This is a genomic window from Amycolatopsis acidicola (genome assembly GCF_007713735.2).
Lineage (GTDB): Bacteria > Actinomycetota > Actinomycetes > Mycobacteriales > Pseudonocardiaceae > Amycolatopsis_E > Amycolatopsis_E acidicola.
On the sequence record NZ_VMNW02000096.1, the window covers coordinates 1 to 18,095 of the forward strand.

Sequence of the window (18,095 nt, forward strand, 5' to 3'; positions counted from 1 at the left end):
GCCGGGGGCCGGGTGCCGGGTGCCGTTGCGGCCGTACCGGGTGCCGGGAACGTTTGCCATAACCAAAAAAGCGCCCCTCCCAGGATGTGGGAGGGGCGCTTTGGGCGTCGTGCTTTAGGACTCCGGCTCGTCGCTTTCGGGCTTGCCGCCCTTGACCTCGGCGCCCTTCGGGGCCCGGCCGTTGCGGGCACGCCTCGGCTGGCGTGGCGCGGGCGGCGGCGGGGCGATCTGCGGTACGGCGGGGCCGCCGCCGAGCATCAGCTCCGCGAAGGTGGCCATGGCCTCGTCCAGCTGCCCGCCGATGCGCCGCTCGGACTCCTCGTTGTGCTTACGCACCATCGAGCTGACCTCGTCGGAGTCGGGCCGGCTGGACAGCGTGCCCTCGACCCGGTTGAAGCCGCTCTTGACCGAACCACCGAGGTCGCCGAACTGGGCGGTGACGCCGTCCTCGACCTTGTCGATGCGGCTGCCGAGGTCGTCGAGCCGGTTGGTGACCTGCTCGATCCGGTTCGACAGCGTGTCCAGCCGCTCGGAGCTGTCCAGCATTTCGCCGGTCTCCTCGAGCGTGGTCCGGACCGCCTGGCTGGTGGAGTCGATCCGCTCGCGCGTGGCGCTGTCCATCTCCTCGACGCGGGCCTTGAGGTCGGCGTCCCCGGCCTCGACGCGCTCGCGCAGGGTGGACTCGGCGCGGTCGATGCGCTCGTTGACCGGGCCGTGCACGGACTGCGGCAGCGCGTCGATCTTCGCGTCCTGCTTGTCCAGGTGCCCGTTCAGCTCGTCGAGCCGCCGGTGGATGTTCTGCAGCTTGTCCTCGAGCCCGTCCATCCGCCCCGCGACGCCCTCGAACCGGGCGGCGACGCCGTCGAGCCTGCCGTCGAGCTGAGCGAACGGCTTGGCCAGCTTGTCGACGATGCTCTCCACCGCGCGCGCGAGGTCCGCGATCGCGTTGTCCTGAGCCTCGAGCTTCGACATCGCCTCGTCGAGCCGCTCCGCGAGGACACCCACCTCGGTGCGGTCCGGCAGCTCCGAAAGCCGCTTGCGGACGGCGCCGAGCGAGTCCACCGGGGCCAGCCGGGCATAGATGTCGTCGAGCGCGTCGAAGATCTGCTGCTGCTCGCTCTCCCGGACTTCGGCCGCGCGCACCAGCATGTTGCGCATCCGGTCGAAGGACGGAGCTCCAATGTGATTGTCAGTGGTCACTTCGATGTCCTTCGTCGGCGGGGAAAGAAGGGACGTGGGCCGAAGCTTAACCATTGCGAAATTGCTCTGGGTATCGCCCCCGTAAAGGCGGGCTCACCGCCGCTCGCGCCGATGGCCCAATACGCGCTGGAACTCGGGAGCTGAGGGTTGAGTGGAGGCTGAGAGTCGCGCGTCCATGTAGGTGACCGGGGCGTGGGTACGGTGGCGTCATGTCCCCTGTGAACACCCCGCTGACCTTGGACTCCATCCGCAGCGTGCCCAAGGTGCTACTCCATGATCACCTGGACGGTGGCCTGCGTCCCGGCACCGTCGTCGAACTCGCCGAGGCCACCGGATACCGGGCCCTGCCCACCACCGACGTCGAAGAGCTCGGCCAGTGGTTCCGCGACGCCGCCGACTCCGGTTCGCTCGAGTCCTACCTGGAGACCTTCGCCCACACCTGCGGGGTCATGCAGACCGAGGAAGCGCTGGTCAGGGTGGCTGCGGAGTGCGCGGAGGACCTCGCGGCGGACGGCGTCGTCTACGCCGAAGTGCGCTACGCGCCGGAGCTGTTCAACGAGCAGGGGCTCTCGCTGGACGCCGTCGTCGAGGCCGTCCAGGCCGGGTTTGCGGAGGGTGAGCGTCGCGCTCGCGAGCAGGGAAAAAACATCCGAATGGGTACTCTTTTGTGTGCGATGCGTCAGCACGCTCGCGCGCAGGAGATTGCCGAGGTTGCGGTGCGTTACCGCGACCACGGAGTGGTCGGGTTCGACATCGCGGGACCGGAGGCCGGATTCCCGCCGACCCGGAATCTCGACGCATTCGAATTTTTGCGGACGAACAATGCGCATTTCACCATTCATGCGGGTGAAGCGTTCGGACTCGCGTCAATTTGGGAAGCCATTCAGCATTGTGGCGCGGAACGACTCGGCCACGGCGTCCGAATCGTCGACGACATCAAAACGGGGCCTGAGGGAGGTGTCGAACTCGGCAGGCTCGCCGGCTACGTCCGCGACCGCCGGATCCCGCTCGAGATCTGCCCCTCGTCGAACGTCCAGACGGGCGCCGCGGCGTCGATCGCCGACCATCCCATCGGGCTACTGGCCCGTTTGCGCTTCCGGGTGACCGTCAACACGGACAACCGGCTGATGAGCGGCTGCACCGTCTCGAGCGAGTTCGCCGCGCTGGCCGAGGCCTTCGGCTACGGCTGGGCGGACCTGCGCTGGTTCACGATCAACGCGATGAAGTCGGCGTTCATTGATTTCGACCAGCGGCTCGACCTGATCGACAACGTGATCAAACCGGGGTACGAACGTCTCGTCTGAGACCTCCTCGCGTTTCCCTCCAGTGCCCTTCCCGTCCGCGGGCAGGGCACTTTTGCGTGTAAAACACCTTGCCCATGCTTAGCTTTCGCAAGTAAGGTCCAGGATGTAAGACTTGGTTCTCATACTTTGGGATGGTCACGATGAGTCAGCTGGTGCGGCCGGACACGGGGAGCAAGCGGCGCTGGGGCATTCTCGGCCTCGGCGTCGCGGCCCAGGCGTCGAGCTGCACCTTCCTCTACGGGCTCCCGTTTCTCGTGCCGGAGCTCCAGGCGGCGGACGGACTGACGCTGGCGGAAGCGGGCACCGTCGTCGCCGCGCCGACCATCGGGCTGCTGTTCACGCTGATCGCCTGGGGCGCGGCGGCCGACCGCTACGGCGAGCGTGTCGTGATGGCACTCGGCCTGGGTATGTCCGGGTTGCTGGTGTTGATCGCGGGCCTCACGTCGCCGTCGCTCGGCGTGCTGTTCGTCTTGCTGCTGCTGGCCGGAGCTTGCGGAGCCTCGGTGAACGCGGCCAGCGGCCGGGTGGTGATGGGCTGGTTCGCCCCGTCGGAGCGCGGGGTCGCGATGGGTATCCGGCAGACCGCGCAGCCGCTGGGCGTCGGCATCGCCGCGCTCGCGCTGCCGCCTTTGGCGCAGCACGGCGGGTTTCACGCCGCGATGCTGTTCCCTGGGATCTTCTGCCTGGTGGTCGCCGGTCTCGTCGCGTGGCTGGTGCTCGATCCGCCGCGGCCGGAGAAGAAGCCCGGCGCCGCGAAGCCCCTGTCCCCGTACCGGAAGCCGGCGTTGTGGCGGCTGCACGGCGCGAGCGCGCTGCTGGTGGTGCCGCAGTTCGCGATTTCCGCGTTCGCGCCGGTGTATCTGGTCTCGTCGCACCAGTGGAGCCCGCTGACCGCAGGCTGGTTCCTCGCCGCTGTCCAGATCCTGGGCGCGGGCGGCAGGCTGGTTTCCGGGTACTGGTCCGACCGCGTCGGCAGCCGGTTGCGGCCGATGCGGCAGCTGGCCGTGGCGAGCGCGGCCGCGATGCTGCTGATCGCGCTCGGCGACGTGACCTGGATGTGGCTGGTGTTGATCGCGATCGTGCTGGCGGCGGTGATCAGCGTGGCCGACAACGGGCTGGGCTTCACCGCTTCGGCCGAGCTGGCGGGCAGCGCGTGGGCCGGGCGCGCGATGGGCGCGCAGAACACGGCGCAGAACATCGCCTCTTCACTGACCCCGCCGCTGCTGGGCCTGGTCATCGGGGATTCGCGCTACGCACTGGCTTTCTGCGTCGCCGCTGTCTTCCCGGCGCTGGCGATCCTGCTCACGCCGGTGCGTGCCGAGGACTGAGCGCGTCGATAGTCGAAGCCAGCACCGAGCGCGTGCTCGCGAGATCGGCGGCCTGACGGTCCAGTTCGGACAGTCGCGCGCGCAGCAGGTCGAGGACGCCGGGGCAGGCGGTGAGCGAACCGTCCGGGTTGGCGCAGTCGATGATGTGCCGGATCGTCCGGGTGGGGAGGCCGGCGTCGAGCAGCATCCGGATCTTCCGGACCGTCTGCTCGGCGTCGGCGCCGTATTCGCGGTAGCCGTTGCTCCGGCGCTGCGAACCGAGCAGCCCGACGCGTTCGTAGTAGCGCAGCAGTCGCACGCTTGTCCCGCTGCGGCGGGCGAGTTCACCGATCAGCACGAGTTGACCTTCCCACGGTGTCAGGGATCAACACTCGTTTCGAGGCACTGATTCCCGAGGGAGGAAACCGTTGATCATCGACGCGCACAGCCACGTGCACGATCCCGTCGCCGACCACATCGCGTTGCTGGACGAGGCCGGAGTCGACAAGGCAATCCTGTTCCCGTCGCGGCCGCATCCCGAACGCGCCCGCGATCTCGCCGGGCTCAAGGGGGAAATGGCAGTGCTGGAACGCGCTTTGTCCGGGCGAGGAGAGGGTTACACGGAGGCGATCGAGGAGTGGGAAGCCGCCTGCGCCGCTTACCCGGACCGGTTCATCGGCTTCGCACCGATGGTCGGCGGCACGAGCCCGCGCGGCATCGGCGAACTCACGCCGCCGCCCGATCAGGCCGGGAACATCGAGCCCACGCTGCGTGCCGCGGCCGATCACGGCGGCCTGCCGGTGGTGGTGCACGGCGCCGCGCCCACGACACGGAAGGACCTGCGCACCTTGACCGAACTCGCCCGCCGGTATCCGCGGGTGCCGGTGGTGGTGAGCCAGCTGGGCGGCCTGCACTGGATGGACGCGATCGAGCTGGTCCGCGACACCCCGAGCATGTATCTCGAGCTGTCCACGTCGAGCATCGTTTTCGCCGTACGGCTGGCCGTCGCCGAACTGCCCGAGCGCGCGCTGTTCGGCTCCGACGCTCCCTACGGTGACCCGGTGCTCGCCCGGGCCACCGTCGAACGCGTCACCAGCCCTGGTGAAGTCCGCGACCTCGTCCTCGGCGGGAACGCCGCCCGGTTAGTGGGCGCGTAGCCGGTTTTCGAAGGCCTCGACCAGTTTGCGCCACTCGCTCTGTTCGGTGTCGAACGGGGCGCTCGGGGCGAGCCGGTTCGGGTCCGGCCGCAGCACGAACGAAACCAGCCAGCCCAGACTCTCCGAAGTGGACAGTGCGGCGGACACGCTTTCGTCGCCTGCCCAGTCGGCCGCGTCGGTGAGCAGCTCCACCGCCAGCTCCAGCTGGGTGGGGTCGATCGCGTCGGTGCCCTCGGCGAGGTCCTCGTCCAGCCCGGCCAGCACGTAGGTGTTGTCCGTGTCGGCCTCGACCTCCAGCTCGCCGGCCGTGGCCTTGGTCAGCACCTCGTCCCAAGTGGACACCTCGGCGAGGTCCGACTCGGCGAACTCGGCGCTGTCGGCCAGTTTCCGCGCGAGCGCCTTGGGAGAGGTCCAGACATCGATCCGGCCGTCGCTGCCGAGGAAGATCGGCTCGTCGTCGAGATAGCACCGCAGGGTGTAGTACTCCTTGTCCGCGGTGACGATCTTGATCGGGTCGATGCCGACCTCGGCCCAGAAACCCGTGGGGGCTTCCTCTTCCTCTTCTTCGTCCTCGGATTCGGACGCGTTCTCGAGGTCTTCGAGGTCCTCGTCGCCGTCTTCGACGCCGGCCTCGGCCTCGGCCGATTCCTCGAGGAACGCCGCCAGCTCTTCGGCGGTCTGCTCCAGCACCGTCGCGTCGACGTCCGCCACCGTGACGAGCGAGTCGATCGCGTCGAGCACCGTGTCCCACTTCTCGGACACCGCCTCGGACAGATCGGTCCACAGCCGCTCGCCCTCACGGCCGGTGAAGGGCAGCCGCCCCTGTTCCAGCAACGAGAAGCCTTCGGTGGCGTCGAGGACCTCGTGCACCTCTTCCAGCTCGCACACGTCGGCGAGCGACCGCACGATGCCGACGATCTCGGCCAGCTCGCTGATGGTCCACGAGTCCGGCTCCTCTGCCACCAGCTCTGGCACGCCGACCAGGTCGTAGGAGTGGTCGTCGTCCGGGATCAGCTCCGGCACGTTCAGCGCGGGCACGACGTGCCACGCCGGGTGGTCGATGAGGTCGTGCTGCTCCGCCGTCCGGACGAACGCGGCGAGATGCGCGGCGTCGGGGAATGCGTAGAGATCGTCCTCGTCGCCGAGGAAGGCCTCCCACTCCTCACCGTCCTCCCGCCAGCGCGGGGCCCAGAGGGTGACCAGGTCCCCCTGCGGCAGCCCGAGTTCGATCGGGACGATGTCCTGTGCCATGCCAGCCCTCCGGATAACCACCTGTGTGTGCGAAAGCCTACGGGTTTGCGGGTCCTGCTGCGATGGGCCCCATGACTCCTGCGCCGGGGATGGCACGATGGGGACATAATGACACTCGCAGATCTCCTACCAGCGGATCCTGATCCCGACACGCTCTTCGAAACGTTCTCGGCCTGGACGGCGGAGCGCGGGCTCGAGTTGTACCCGGCTCAGGAGGAGGCGCTGATCGAGGTCGTCTCGGGGGCGAACGTCATCCTGTCGACCCCGACCGGATCCGGGAAAAGCCTGGTCGCGGTGGGTGCCCATTTCACCGCGATGGCCCACGGTAAGCGCAGTTACTACACAGCGCCGATCAAGGCGCTGGTGTCCGAGAAGTTCTTTTCGCTCATCGAGATCTTCGGCGCGGAGAACGTCGGCATGATGACCGGGGACTCCAGCGTGAACCCGGACGCGCCGATCATCTGCTGCACCGCGGAAATCCTGGCGAACATGGCGTTGCGCTTCGGCGCCGACGCCCCGGTCGGCCAGGTCGTCGCCGACGAGTTCCATTTCTACTCCGAGCCGGATCGCGGCTGGGCGTGGCAGGTGCCGCTGATCGAGCTGCCACAGGCACAGTTCGTGCTCATGTCGGCCACGCTCGGCGACGTCTCGTTCTTCGAAAAGGACTTGACCAGGCGCACCGGGCGGGCCACCGCGGTGGTCACCTCCGCCGAGCGCCCCGTGCCGCTGACGTACCGCTACGCGCTCACCCCGCTGCACGAGACGATGTCCGAGCTGCTCCACGGCGGGCAGGCCCCGGTGTACGTGGTGCACTTTTCGCAGGCCGCCGCGGTGGAACGCGCGCAGGCGCTGATGAGCATCAACGTGACGACGCGCGCGGAGAAGGACGCGATCGCCGAGATGATCGGCGAGTTCCGCTTCTCCGCGGGGTTCGGCAAGGCACTGTCGCGTTTGGTGCGGCACGGGATCGGCGTGCATCACGCGGGCATGTTGCCGAAATATCGCCGACTTGTCGAGCAGCTCGCGCAGGCGGGTCTGCTGAAGGTGATCTGCGGGACCGACACGCTCGGCGTCGGGATCAACGTGCCCATCCGCACGGTGGTGTTCTCGGCGCTGACGAAATACGACGGGGTGCGCCAGCGGCATTTGAAGGCGCGCGAGTTCCACCAGATCGCCGGCCGCGCCGGGCGCGCGGGCTACGACACCGACGGCTACGTGGTCGTGCAGGCGCCGGATCACGTGGTGGAGAACGCGAAAGCGCTGGAGAAGGCCGGCGACGACCCGAAGAAGAAAAAGAAGATCGTCCGGAAGAAGGCGCCCGAGGGTTTCGTCAACTGGACCGAAAGCACCTTCGACCGGCTGATCGCCTCGCCGCCGGAGCCGCTCACTTCGAGCTTCCGGGTCAGCCATTCCATGCTGCTCAATGTGATCTCGCGGCCGGGCAACGCGTTCGAGCACATGCGGCACCTGCTCGAGGACAACCACGAGGACAGGCCGGCGCAGCGCAAGCACATCCTGCGCGCGATAGCGATCTACCGGGCGCTGCTCGCGGCCGGTGTGGTGGAACGGCTCGACGAGCCCGACGAAGAGGGCCGCACTGTCCGGCTCACCGTGGATCTGCAGTTCGATTTCGCGTTGAACCAACCGCTTTCGCCGTTCGCGCTCGCCGCGATCGACCTGCTGGACACGGAGTCCCCGGTCTACCCGCTGGATGTCGTCTCCATCATCGAGTCCACTGTGGATGATCCGCGCCCGGTTCTGTCGCAGCAGCAGTTCAAGGCGCGCGGCGAAGCGGTGGCGGCGATGAAGGCCGAGGGCATGGAATACGACGAGCGGATGGAGCTGCTCGAGGAGGTGACGTACCCGAAGCCGTTGGAGGAGCTGCTGCACGCGGCGTACGAGACCTACCGCAGCGGGCATCCGTGGGTGGCGGACTACGAGCTTTCGCCGAAGTCCGTGGTGCGGGACATGTACGAGCGCGCGATGAACTTCGTGGAGTTCGTGAACTTCTACTCGCTGGCCCGGTCGGAAGGCTTGGTGCTGCGGTATTTGGCAGACACCTACGACGCGTTGCGCCACACGGTCCCGGACGAGGCGAAGACGGAACCGTTGCAGGACCTGATCGCGTGGCTCGGGGAGCTGGTGCGGCAGGTGGACTCCAGCCTGCTCGACGAGTGGGAAGCGTTGCGCCACCCCGGAGACGAGACGGCACATGCGCCGTCGTTGCCGGAAGGACCGCCGCCGGTCACCGCGAACGAGCGCGCTTTCCGTGTGCTGGTGCGGAATCAGCTGTTCCGCCGGGTCGAGCTGGCGGCGCGGCGCGCGTACGAGGAGCTCGGCGAGCTGGACAAGGGCTCCGGCTGGGACGCGGTCGAATGGGAGGCCGCGCTGGAGGAGTACTTCGAGCAGCACGGCGACCTCGGCATCGGCCCGGACGCGCGCGGGCCGAAGCTGCTGATCATCGAGAAGGAGCCGGAGATCTGGCGCGTGCGGCAGATCTTCGACGACCCCGCGGGTGACCACGACTGGGGCATCAGCGCCGAAGTGGACCTCCCCGCTTCGGACGAAGCAGGTGCCGCTGTTCTGCGCGTGACTGCAGTGGACCAGCTCTGACGCTGCCCCGCAGGGGTGTTGGCCCTTCCCGTCGGCGCGTTGGCCCGTAGCGTTCGCGTGTTGGCCGCTGGTGTTGGTGTGTTGGCCCGTGCGGTTCGTGTGTTGGCCGCTGGCGGGGCAATCCGGTGGGCGGGGCGGAGCGGCGAATTCGGTGACCGGGGCGCGATTTCGCGGGCGAGGGTGGCGGTCTCGCGAGCGGGGGCGGCCAACACGCGAACCGGGGCGGCCAACACGCGAGCGGGGGCGGCCAACACGCGAACCGGGGCGGCAAACACGCCGACTGGGACGGCAAACACGCCAGCGGGCGGCGGCCAACCACCGGCCGCAGCGAACAGCCGCAGCGAACACCAGCCGCGGCGGCGAACGCGCGGTGACGGTTATTGCCGGGTGCGCCCAGGTCGGGGCTGGGCGCACCCGGATGTCGCCTCAGAGCCGGCGGTGCCCACCCTCTGGCGTATCACCGGTCTGTGGCGTGGCTTGGCTCGGCGGGGTCTGGTACTGCGTGGCTTCGCGCGGGGAACCCTGGTCCTGCGCGCGCGGGACCGGACCTGGGACCGACCCCGCTCCCCGCCCCGGGTACTGGGGCCCCGGCTGGGCCGGGCGGCCGGGCGCTTGTTCCCACGGCCGCCGCTGACGCGGGTCGCTCTGTCCGGCTCCCGGCCACTCGCGGCCAGGCGACTGCGGCTGTCCTTGCCCTGTGGGATAAGACTGCGGCGCGGGCTGTTCGTAGTACCCCTCCGCGTCCTCATCGGAGTCGGCCATCACCGGGTAGTTGTCCAGCGGGCTGGCGACGTTGGGATTCGCCCGGCGCTGCGGCGGCCGGTAGGTCGGCGGCAGCTGACCCGGCTGCTTACGCGGGATCAGCCCGAGCAAACCCAGCAACCCGAACAAACCCAGCAAACCCCAGGCACCACCGTCGTCGTTGGACGCGGCGGCCATCGGCTCCTGCGCGGGCGCGGCCTCGGCGACCGCGGGGCCCAGCGGCAGCGCCACTCCCAGCAGCACCGCCGCTACCCATCGGCGCGCCTTGTTCGTCATCTGACCATCACTCCCGTTCGGCCGGCGCAAAGAGCCTCCACCCGGTCATTCCCCAAGGCCATCCGGGCACGCCGGGAAAGTCCTTTTCCTCACCTGTCCGGGTGGCCGCAACCACTGACACGGGGGAAGGCCGGTGTGGCCGAGCGCGCACCTGTGAGCGTCCGGTGACTAGCGGCGATCCGTGTAGCCTCTGGGCATGACCGACTTTCGCTCGCGCGTGGTCGCGTGGCTGGGGCGCAAGTACATCGAGAGAAAGCAGAAAAAGGGCGTAGACCTGCTTTCGCTGCTGCCCGAGTCCACGCTCATGCCGTTGAAGCGCACCGGGCTGGACCCGGTGGCCGAACTGGCCGCCGCGCGCGAAAACAACCCGGTGAGCAGGCTGAAGCTGCCGTTCGGGCTGCGCGCCTGGCTGGTCAGCGGGTACGACGAAGCGAAGGAAGTGCTCGCGAAGGCGAGTTCGTTCAGCAACGACTACACCAACCTGGTCGGCACCGCCGCGATGTCGGCGGACCAGAACCCCGGCGGGCTCGGGTTCGCCGATCCGCCGGACCACACCAGGCTGCGCAAACTCCTGACGCCGGAGTTCACCATGCGCAGGCTGAACAGGCTCACCCCGAGAATTCACGAAATCGTCGACCAGCAGCTGGACGAGATGGCCGCCGCGGACGGGCCGGTCGATCTCATGCAGTCGTTCGCGTTCCCGATCCCGTCGCTCACGATCTGCGAACTGCTCGGCGTGTCCTATGAGGACCGCGCCGACTTCCAGCGTCTGAGCACGGTGCGCTTCGACCTGTTCGCCGGCGCGGGCGCGTCCTTCGGCGCGATCTCCGAATCGCTGACGTATCTGCTGGAGATCGTCAAGAAGCAGCGCGAGTCGCCTGGCGACGGGCTGCTCGGCATGCTGGTCAAGGAACACGGCGACGAGATCGACGACCGTGAGCTGGCCGGGCTGGCCGACGGGGTGCTGACCGGCGGGCTGGAGACCACGGCGAGCATGCTCGCGCTCGGGGCGATCGTGTTGCTGCGGGACAGGAACACCTTCGAACTGGTGCGGGACAACGACGACGCGATCAACGGGTTCGTCGAGGAGCTGCTGCGGTACCTCACGGTCGTGCAGGTCGCCTTCCCGCGGTTCGCCAAGGAGGACATCGAGATCGGCGGGGAGCGCATCGCCGAGGGCGACATCGTGTTCGTCTCGCTGAGCGGCGCGAACCGGGACGCGAAGCTGGGCCAGGCAATGGAAAGCTTCGACGCCACCCGCGACCCGGCGCAGCATCTGGCGTTCGGCTGGGGCGTGCACAGGTGCATCGGTGCCGAGCTGGCGCGGATGGAGCTGCGCACCGCGTACCCGGCGCTGGTCCGGCGGTTCCCGGAGATGCGGCTCGCCGTGTCCCCGGAGGAATTGGCGTACCGCAAGACATCGGTGGTCTACGGCGTGGAGACGCTCCCGGTTTCGCTCTAGTTCTTCAGGCGTGGCAAGCGTTCCGCGGCCGCGGTGTCGGTGATCAGCGTCGACACCATCCCGGAACGCAGCACCACGTCGATCGCCGTCGCCTTCGGGGCGGTGTAGCCGAGCGCGATCACCTCGGGCACGCGCATCAGGTCCTCGGTGCTGATCGCCAGTACGTGGTGCGCGAGCCCGGTGGACAGCGGTTTGCCGTCCCCGTCGAACAACCGGGCCGCCACCTCGGCCTTGGCGCCGCGTTCGGTGATCGCCTGCCGCTCGGCAGGCGCCACCGAGTCGTACACAGTGGACTCTCCCGGTAGCCAGGCGCCGATGCTCACCACCGCTTTCGTCAGCGCGCTGAACTGGCCGAAGGTTTCCGCGATGCCGGGCTGGCGCCGCAGGATCTCGGTGGTGCGCCGGTCCGGGAGCACGAGCGGCCCGAAGATCGGGTACGCGTCCCCGCCGGAGATGTCGGCCAGCCTGCGGACCGTCTCCACCGAGCGGTCGTGCATGTCCATCCCCGCCTGCACCCCGCACAGCTGCACCACCGGGCACTTCGGGAACCGGCCCACCGACTCGATCATCACGTTCACCGAGCGCGCCCACGCGACGCCGAGCACGTCCTGTTCCGTGACCACCTCCGACACCAGCATCGCCGCGAGCGCGCCGATGCGGCGGCGGACCTCGGGCCGTTCCCCGACGCTGGCCGCTCGATCGAGCACGAACACCCGGTCCAGCCCGTAGGCGCCGCGCACCTCGTCGGACAGCTTGACGTCCACCGGCACCGGCAGGTCGAACTCCACCCGCACCAGCCCGCTTTCGCGGGCCCAGTCGAGCATGCGTGCCACCTTGAACCGGCTGATCCCGAACTCGTCGGCGATCTCCACCTTCGACTGTCCCGCCAGGTAGAACCGATGCGCCAGCAGGGCCGCCGTCATGGTCTCGGCAAGATCCCGTTGGGTGCTCATATGAGCACTATAGCCGGACAACGGTTGACGGGAAACGCCGGAAAGTCCTCTAATGCTCGGGCGTGCATGAAACCACAGTGAGGTGAGGCGCTCGTTTGAGCGCAGGGAGAGGTGAGCCGGAGTGCGGGCGGCGATCATTGACCAGCCGGGTTCGATCAGGGTCGGCGAGGTGCCCGATCCGGTCCCCGGGTTGCGGCAGGTGGTGGTCAAGGTCGGCGCCACCGGGATCTGCGGTACCGACCTGCACATCGCCGACGGCCATTTCCCGCCCACCCCTTATCCGATCGTGCCCGGGCACGAGTTCGCCGGCGAGATCGTCGAGCTCGGCACCGACGTGCCGGGCGGCTGGAAGGTCGGGGACCGCGTGGCCGTCGACCCGTCGCTGTTCTGCGGGTACTGCGACCCGTGCCGCGCCGGACACGGCAACCTCTGCGAGAACTGGGGCGCCACCGGCGACACCGTCGACGGGGCCTTCGCCGAGTACGTCTCCGTGCCCTCGGCCAACTGCTTCCGGCTGCCGGACCACCTCAGCTGGCAGGAGGGCGCGCTCGTCGAGCCGGTTTCCTGTGCGGTGCACGGGGTCCGGCGCATCGGCGCGGAAGCGGGAGAGCGCTTTCTCGTGATGGGCGCCGGCACGATGGGGCTGATCATGCAGCAGCTGCTGCAGCGGGCTGGTGCCCGCGTCACGATGGTCGACCGGAATGCCGGGCGGCTGCCGCGCGCGAAGGAACTGGGCGCGCAGAACGTGGTCACCGATGTGTCCGAACTGGACGGTGAGCGGTTCGACGCCTCGGTCGACTGCACCGGGGTCGCGGCCGCGATGGAGGCCGCGTTCGACGCGCTGCGCCGCGGCGGCCGGTTCCTCGTCTTCGGGGTCGCGCCCGAGGAGGCCCGGATAGCGCTTTCTCCGTTCCGCATCTACAACGACGAGATCACCGTCGTCGGGTCGATGGCCGTGCTGCACAGCTACGGCGCGGCGCTCGACCTCGTCGCCGGAGGTGCCATCGACACGAAGGCACTGCTCACCGACACGCTCCCGCTCGATCGATTCGGCGACGCGCTCGACCTCATGCGCAGCGGCGCCGGCCTGAAGGTGCAAGTCCTGCCAGGAGGAGAGCATGCGTAAACGACTCGTCCTGCTCGCCGCGGCCCTGCGCCGTTCATTCCCAATCCGATCACAGCCACGGCGGAAACGGTTCGCTACGAGCAGGTCGGCTGCGGCCCGTCTCCGCCTACTTTCGATCGGATTGGCAACCGTGCTCGCACTGACCGGCTGCGCCGGTGCGGGCGAAATCGGGGCGAGCGGGCGCACGCTCGTGATCGCCATCGTGTCCAACCCGCAGATGAACGACGCGGTGTCGCTCGCGAGCGAGTTCGAGGCCGCCAACCCCGGGATCAAGCTGAAGTTCGTTTCGCTGCCGGAGAACCAGGCGCGGGCGAAGATCACCTCCTCGGTCGCCACCCAGGGCGGCGAGTTCGACGCGGTGATGATCAGCAACTACGAGACCCCGCAGTGGGCGGCGAACGGCTGGCTGGAGAACCTGCAGCCCTACATCCAGAACACGCCGGGCTACGACGAGAACGACTTCATCCCGAGCATCCGGGATTCCCTTTCCTACCAAGGGAACATGTACGCCGTCCCATTCTACGGCGAGTCCTCGTTCCTGGCGTATCGCAAGGACCTCTTCGAGAAGGCCGGGCTGACCATGCCCGAACACCCGACGTGGCAGCAGATCGCCGACTTCGCCGCGAAGCTGGACGACAAGAACGCCGGGGTGTCCGGGATCTGCCTGCGCGGCAAGCCGGGCTGGGGCGAAAGCCTCGCGCCGTTCGACACCGTCGCGAACACCTTCGGCGCCCGCTGGTACGACCAGAACTGGAACGCGCAGCTGACCTCGCCGGAGTTCAAGGAGGCCGCGAACTTCTACGTGAACCTCGTCCGCGACCACGGTGAGGTCGGCGCGTCGAGCGCCGGGTTCTCCGAATGCGGCACGCGCTACGCGCAGGGCCAGGCCGCCATGTGGTACGACGCCACGGTCATGGCAGGCACCAACGAGGACCCCGAAAGCAGCAAGGTGGTCGGCAAGTCCGGCTACGTCGCGGCGCCGGTGGACCAGACCAAGTCCAGTGGCTGGCTCTACACCTGGTCGCTCGCGATTCCCAAGGTGGCCAAGGACAAGCAGGCCTCCTGGGCGTTCATGAACTGGATGACCAACAAGCAGTTCGTGCAGACGGTCGGCAGGACCTACGGCTGGAACCGGGTGCCGCCGGGCTGCCGGCTGTCCACTTACGACATACCCGAATACCGGGACGCGGCGAAGGCCTACGCACAGCCCACTTTGGACAGTATCGACGCCGCGCGGGAGAGCAACGTGCACACCCAGCCGGTGCCGTACACGGGCATCCAGTTCGTCGGCATCCCCGAGTTCCAGGACCTCGGCACCAGGGTCAGTCAGCAGCTCTCCGCCGCCATCGCCGGCCAAGTCAGTGTCGACGAGGCGCTCGACCAGTCGCAGCAGTACGCGCAAACCGTCGGCGATTCCTACCGGGAGCAGAAATGACCGCGGTCGCAGAACCACTCGGCACGGCCAGTACCAGTACGGCGAAGGCCGCCTCGGGAAAGAAGAAGGGCGGCTGGGCGCGGCGCGGCCCGCTGCTGCCTGCCCTGCTGTTCACGATCATCGTCACGCAGATTCCGTTCATCGTCACGGTGATCTACTCGTTCCAGTCGTGGAACCTGGTCCGGCCCGGCTCTTCGCATTTCGTCGGACTGCAGAACTACATCGACGTCTTCGCCGACACGCAGTTCCGCACCGCGTTGCTGAACACGGTGCTGATCACGGTGGTCTGCGTGGTCGTGGCACTGGTGCTCGGGCTGGCGCTGGCGATGCTGCTGGACCGGAAGTTCCTCGGCCGCGGCGTGGTGCGCACCCTGCTGATCACGCCGTTCCTCATCCTGCCTGCGGCGGGCGCGCTGCTGTGGAAGACCACGATGTTCGATCCGACCTACGGGCTGCTGAACTTCGTGTTCGGCGGGGACACCGACTGGCTCTCGGAGTTCCCGCTGGCCTCGGTGATGACGCAGATCGTGTGGCAGTGGACGCCGTTCATGATGCTGCTGATCCTGGCCGGGCTGCAGAGCCAGCCGCGTGACGTGCTCGAAGCGGCGCAGGTGGACGGCGCCGGACGCTGGCGCACGTTCACGTCGATCACGGTGCCGCACCTTTCGCGGTACCTGCAGCTGGCCACATTGCTCGGCGCCATCTACATCGTGAACAGCTTCGACGCGATCTTCCTGATGACCCAGGGCGGTCCCGGCACGGCGAGCACGAACCTGCCGTACTACATCTACCAGCGCGCCTTCCAGGGCTTCGACGTCGGCCAGTCCTCGGCCATGGGCGTGGTCACAGTGGTGCTGACGCTCATCGTGGCGACCTTCGCACTCCGCCTGATGTTCCGCACCTTCGACGTGAGCAGGAGGATCAAGTGACCACCACCGCGCAACGGAAGCTGGGCCCGGCCTCGCTGACCGTCGTCACCTGGATCATCGCGATCCTGTTCGTGTTTCCGCTGATCTGGATGGTGATCACCTCCTTCAAACAGGAGGCCGACGCCTACACCGATCCGCCGAAGCTGTTCTTCACCCCGACGCTTTCGCAGTTCGCGAGCATCTTCGAGCGCGGTTTCCTGCCCTACCTCGGCAATTCCGCGTTCGTCACGGTGATCTCGACGCTGATCGTGCTCGCGTTCGCGGTGCCGGCGGCGTACGCGCTTTCACTCGCGCCGGTGCCGAAGACCAGCAACGTGCTCGGTTTTTTCCTGTCCACCAAGATGTTGCCGATCGTGGCGGCGATCATCCCGCTGTACGTGATCTCGCAGAAGGCGCAGCTGCTGGACAACGTGTGGGCGCTGATCATCCTGTACACGGCGATGAACCTGCCGCTGGCGATCTGGATGATGCGCTCGTTCTTCCTGGAGGTGCCCACCGAGATGATCGAGGCGGGCAGGGTGGACGGCGCGCAGCTGCCCACCCTGCTCTACCGCGTGATCCTGCCGGTGGTCGCGCCCGGGATCGCGGCCACCGCGCTGATCTGCGTGATCTTCTCGTGGACCGAGTTCTTCTACGCGGTGAACCTGACCGCCGCGCGGGCCGGCACCGTGCCGGTGTTCCTCGTCGGCTTCATCACCAGTGAAGGGCTTTACTGGGCGCAGCTTTCCGCCGCCGCACTGATGGCCTCGTTGCCGGTGATGATCGTCGGCTGGATCGCGCAGAACCACCTCGTCCGCGGCCTGTCGATGGGCGCGGTGAAGTAGTCACCCGTCTTTCAGGGAAAGGGCCTGGGATGGGCAGATGCTGACTGCCTCCCGGGCCTTTTCCACGTCGAGGGGTTTCTCGACCAGCACGATCACGGTGCCGTCGTCCTCGCTCTGGTCGAAGGTCTCGGGGTCGGTCAGCACGCACTGTCCGGCCCCGACGCACACATCCTTGTTCGCGACGATTCGCATTTGTTGTCCCTACTGTGTTTGCCCCGGAATTACCGCGGTCCTCCCCGCCGCGCTTCTTCGGCGCGCTTGCTGCGTGTGGTCCTACCAGGTAACGGGAAGCTCGTACAACCCGTAGATGTTCGCATCATCCTTGAACGGCAGCTCGCCGACCGGCTTCGCCAGCCGCAGCCCCGGGATGCGCTTGAACAGGGTGTCGAACACGATCTGCAGTTCCATCCGCGCCAGGTTCTGCCCGAGGCACTGGTGCGCCCCGAAGCCGAACGCGATGTGGTTGCGCGCGCCGCGGCCGAGGTCCAGTTCGTCGGCGTGCTCGAAGACGTTCGGGTCCCGGTTCGCGGTGTTGCCGAGGCTGACCACACCCTCGCCCTTGCGGATCAGCACCCCGCCGATCTCCACGTCCTCGACGGCCACCCGCGAGGCCGCGAACTCGGCGATCGTGAAGTAGCGCAACAGTTCCTCGACCGCACTCGGCGTTTTCGCCGGGTCCGCCATCAGCTCGGCGAGGTCGGCGGGGTTCTCGAGCAGGGTCATGGTGCCCAGCGAGATCATGTTCGCCGTCGTCTCGTGGCCGGCGATCAGCAGCAGGAACCCGAGGGCCACCAGCTCCTCGCGGTCGTTCGTCTTCGCCAGCTGCCGGGACAGCAGATCGTCGCCCGGCTCCTTTTCCTTGCGCGCCAGCAACTCGCGCAGGTACTGGCGCAGTTCGTCGACACAGGCCTGGCGTTCGCCGGGCGGGGTGGTGCGCCGCAGCAGCCTGCTCGACCGGGTCTGGAAGAACTCGTGGTCGGCGTAGGGCACGCCGAGCAGCTCGCAGATCACCAGCGAGGGCACCGGCAGCGAAAGCGCCTGCACCAGGTCGACCGGCTTCGGTCCGGCCAGCATCGCCTCGACGTGCTCGTCCACGATCTCCTGGATGCGCGGGCGCAGCGCCGCCATCCGCTTGACGGTGAACTCGCCGACGACCTCGCGCCGCGCCGGGCCGTGCTCGGGCGGGTCCATGCTGATCAGCGACGGTTTGAACCCGGTGACCCGGCGCTGGTTGGTGAGCAGCAGCGGGAAGCCCGGGTTCTGCCGGTCGGAGCTGAACCGTGGGTCGGTCAGCATCGCGCGGACGTCCTCGTGCCTCGTCAGCGCCCAGACCTCGTGCCCGCTGGGCAGCGTCACCCGGGAAACGGGCGCGCTCTCCCTTAACCGGACGTGTTCGGCGGGCGGCGCGAAGGGGTTACTACGAGTGATGGGAAGTGCAGAAGCAGTGGTCACGGTTCCACCCCGATCCGTACAGAGAGTATTCGGACGAATACCTT

The 18,095-nt window shown here is 68.0% G+C and carries 16 protein-coding genes; 9 read left to right on the forward strand and 7 right to left on the reverse strand.

Going from position 1 to position 18,095, the window contains the following annotated elements:
* Window positions 1–114: 114 nt before the first annotated feature.
* Window positions 115–1,200, reverse strand: a complete 1,086-nt coding sequence (locus tag FPZ12_RS38135; RefSeq protein WP_144761395.1) for a coiled-coil domain-containing protein — start codon at window positions 1,198–1,200, stop codon at window positions 115–117.
* A gap of 218 nt (window positions 1,201–1,418) precedes the next feature.
* Between FPZ12_RS38135 and FPZ12_RS38140 the strand changes: the two genes are divergently transcribed.
* Entirely contained in the window at window positions 1,419–2,504 is a 1,086-nt protein-coding gene (locus tag FPZ12_RS38140) for an adenosine deaminase (protein WP_424923687.1), read from the forward strand.
* Between the two features lie 131 nt (window positions 2,505–2,635).
* Window positions 2,636–3,832 (forward strand): MFS transporter, encoded by a 1,197-nt coding sequence (locus FPZ12_RS38145; protein ID WP_144761401.1) that lies wholly within the window; start codon window positions 2,636–2,638, stop codon window positions 3,830–3,832.
* On the opposite strand, the gene FPZ12_RS38150 is transcribed toward FPZ12_RS38145, so the two are convergent.
* Entirely contained in the window at window positions 3,807–4,169 is a 363-nt protein-coding gene (locus FPZ12_RS38150; protein WP_144761404.1) for a MerR family transcriptional regulator, read from the reverse strand. The genes FPZ12_RS38145 and FPZ12_RS38150 overlap by 26 nt on opposite strands.
* Window positions 4,170–4,239: 70 nt before the next feature.
* Between FPZ12_RS38150 and FPZ12_RS38155 the strand changes: the two genes are divergently transcribed.
* The gene (locus FPZ12_RS38155) at window positions 4,240–4,968 is read left to right on the forward strand and encodes an amidohydrolase family protein (RefSeq protein ID WP_144761407.1); all 729 of its coding nucleotides are present in this window, start codon (window positions 4,240–4,242) and stop codon (window positions 4,966–4,968) included.
* On the opposite strand, the gene FPZ12_RS38160 is transcribed toward FPZ12_RS38155, so the two are convergent.
* On the reverse strand, window positions 4,954–6,219 hold the full coding sequence (locus FPZ12_RS38160; RefSeq protein ID WP_144761411.1) for a primosomal protein: 1,266 nt from the start codon (window positions 6,217–6,219) through the stop codon (window positions 4,954–4,956). The genes FPZ12_RS38155 and FPZ12_RS38160 overlap by 15 nt on opposite strands.
* 108 nt (window positions 6,220–6,327) lie before the next feature.
* Here FPZ12_RS38160 and FPZ12_RS38165 point away from each other — a divergent pair, with 108 nt between their 5' ends.
* Window positions 6,328–8,832, forward strand: a complete 2,505-nt coding sequence (locus tag FPZ12_RS38165) for a DEAD/DEAH box helicase (RefSeq protein ID WP_144761415.1) — start codon at window positions 6,328–6,330, stop codon at window positions 8,830–8,832.
* A 426-nt stretch (window positions 8,833–9,258) separates the two neighbouring features.
* Here the strand turns inward: FPZ12_RS38165 and FPZ12_RS38170 are convergent, their stop codons facing one another.
* Window positions 9,259–9,870: a hypothetical protein gene (locus tag FPZ12_RS38170; protein WP_144757599.1), complete on the reverse strand. Its 612-nt coding sequence runs from the start codon at window positions 9,868–9,870 to the stop codon at window positions 9,259–9,261.
* 196 nt (window positions 9,871–10,066) lie between these two features.
* Here FPZ12_RS38170 and FPZ12_RS38175 point away from each other — a divergent pair, with 196 nt between their 5' ends.
* Window positions 10,067–11,332, forward strand: a complete 1,266-nt coding sequence (locus tag FPZ12_RS38175) for a cytochrome P450 (protein WP_166463045.1) — start codon at window positions 10,067–10,069, stop codon at window positions 11,330–11,332.
* Here FPZ12_RS38175 and FPZ12_RS38180 read toward each other — a convergent pair.
* Window positions 11,329–12,285, reverse strand: coding sequence for a sugar-binding transcriptional regulator (locus FPZ12_RS38180; protein WP_144757600.1), 957 nt, complete (start codon window positions 12,283–12,285; stop codon window positions 11,329–11,331). The genes FPZ12_RS38175 and FPZ12_RS38180 overlap by 4 nt on opposite strands.
* Window positions 12,286–12,406: 121 nt before the next feature.
* On the opposite strand from FPZ12_RS38180, the gene FPZ12_RS38185 reads away from it, so the two are divergent.
* The 4 genes from FPZ12_RS38185 to FPZ12_RS38200 all read left to right on the forward strand — a co-directional run bounded on the left by FPZ12_RS38185 (window position 12,407) and on the right by FPZ12_RS38200 (window position 16,599).
* Window positions 12,407–13,411 carry a zinc-dependent alcohol dehydrogenase family protein gene (locus tag FPZ12_RS38185; RefSeq protein WP_144757601.1) on the forward strand — a complete coding sequence of 335 codons (1,005 nt, stop codon included), beginning with the start codon at window positions 12,407–12,409 and terminating at the stop codon, window positions 13,409–13,411.
* Between the two features lie 121 nt (window positions 13,412–13,532).
* A complete protein-coding gene (locus tag FPZ12_RS38190) occupies window positions 13,533–14,846 on the forward strand; it encodes an ABC transporter substrate-binding protein (protein ID WP_243770245.1) in 1,314 nt (437 codons plus the stop codon).
* Window positions 14,843–15,775 (forward strand): carbohydrate ABC transporter permease, encoded by a 933-nt coding sequence (locus FPZ12_RS38195; protein WP_144757603.1) that lies wholly within the window; start codon window positions 14,843–14,845, stop codon window positions 15,773–15,775. The genes FPZ12_RS38190 and FPZ12_RS38195 overlap by 4 nt, the downstream gene beginning before the upstream one ends.
* Window positions 15,772–16,599 (forward strand): carbohydrate ABC transporter permease, encoded by an 828-nt coding sequence (locus FPZ12_RS38200; protein ID WP_144757604.1) that lies wholly within the window; start codon window positions 15,772–15,774, stop codon window positions 16,597–16,599. Before FPZ12_RS38195 ends, FPZ12_RS38200 begins: the two co-directional genes overlap by 4 nt.
* Here the strand turns inward: FPZ12_RS38200 and FPZ12_RS38205 are convergent, their stop codons facing one another.
* Window positions 16,600–16,791: a ferredoxin gene (locus FPZ12_RS38205; RefSeq protein WP_144757605.1), complete on the reverse strand. Its 192-nt coding sequence runs from the start codon at window positions 16,789–16,791 to the stop codon at window positions 16,600–16,602.
* A gap of 81 nt (window positions 16,792–16,872) precedes the next feature.
* Window positions 16,873–18,051 (reverse strand): cytochrome P450, encoded by a 1,179-nt coding sequence (locus FPZ12_RS38210; protein WP_424923688.1) that lies wholly within the window; start codon window positions 18,049–18,051, stop codon window positions 16,873–16,875.
* Window positions 18,052–18,095: the final 44 nt, after the last annotated feature.

What these genes read in the sequence shown, in the direction of transcription:
- FPZ12_RS38165 (WP_144761415.1), top strand. Translation starts at nt 6,328, where the DNA reads ATGACACTCGCAGATCTCCTACCAGCGGATCCTGATCCCGACACGCTC.
- FPZ12_RS38180 (WP_144757600.1), bottom strand. Translation starts at nt 12,285, where the DNA reads ATGAGCACCCAACGGGATCTTGCCGAGACCATGACGGCGGCCCTGCTG.
- FPZ12_RS38205 (WP_144757605.1), bottom strand. Translation starts at nt 16,791, where the DNA reads ATGCGAATCGTCGCGAACAAGGATGTGTGCGTCGGGGCCGGACAGTGC.
- FPZ12_RS38175 (WP_166463045.1), top strand. Translation starts at nt 10,067, where the DNA reads ATGACCGACTTTCGCTCGCGCGTGGTCGCGTGGCTGGGGCGCAAGTAC.
- FPZ12_RS38195 (WP_144757603.1), top strand. Translation starts at nt 14,843, where the DNA reads ATGACCGCGGTCGCAGAACCACTCGGCACGGCCAGTACCAGTACGGCG.
- FPZ12_RS38160 (WP_144761411.1), bottom strand. Translation starts at nt 6,219, where the DNA reads ATGGCACAGGACATCGTCCCGATCGAACTCGGGCTGCCGCAGGGGGAC.
- FPZ12_RS38170 (WP_144757599.1), bottom strand. Translation starts at nt 9,870, where the DNA reads ATGACGAACAAGGCGCGCCGATGGGTAGCGGCGGTGCTGCTGGGAGTG.
- FPZ12_RS38145 (WP_144761401.1), top strand. Translation starts at nt 2,636, where the DNA reads ATGGTCACGATGAGTCAGCTGGTGCGGCCGGACACGGGGAGCAAGCGG.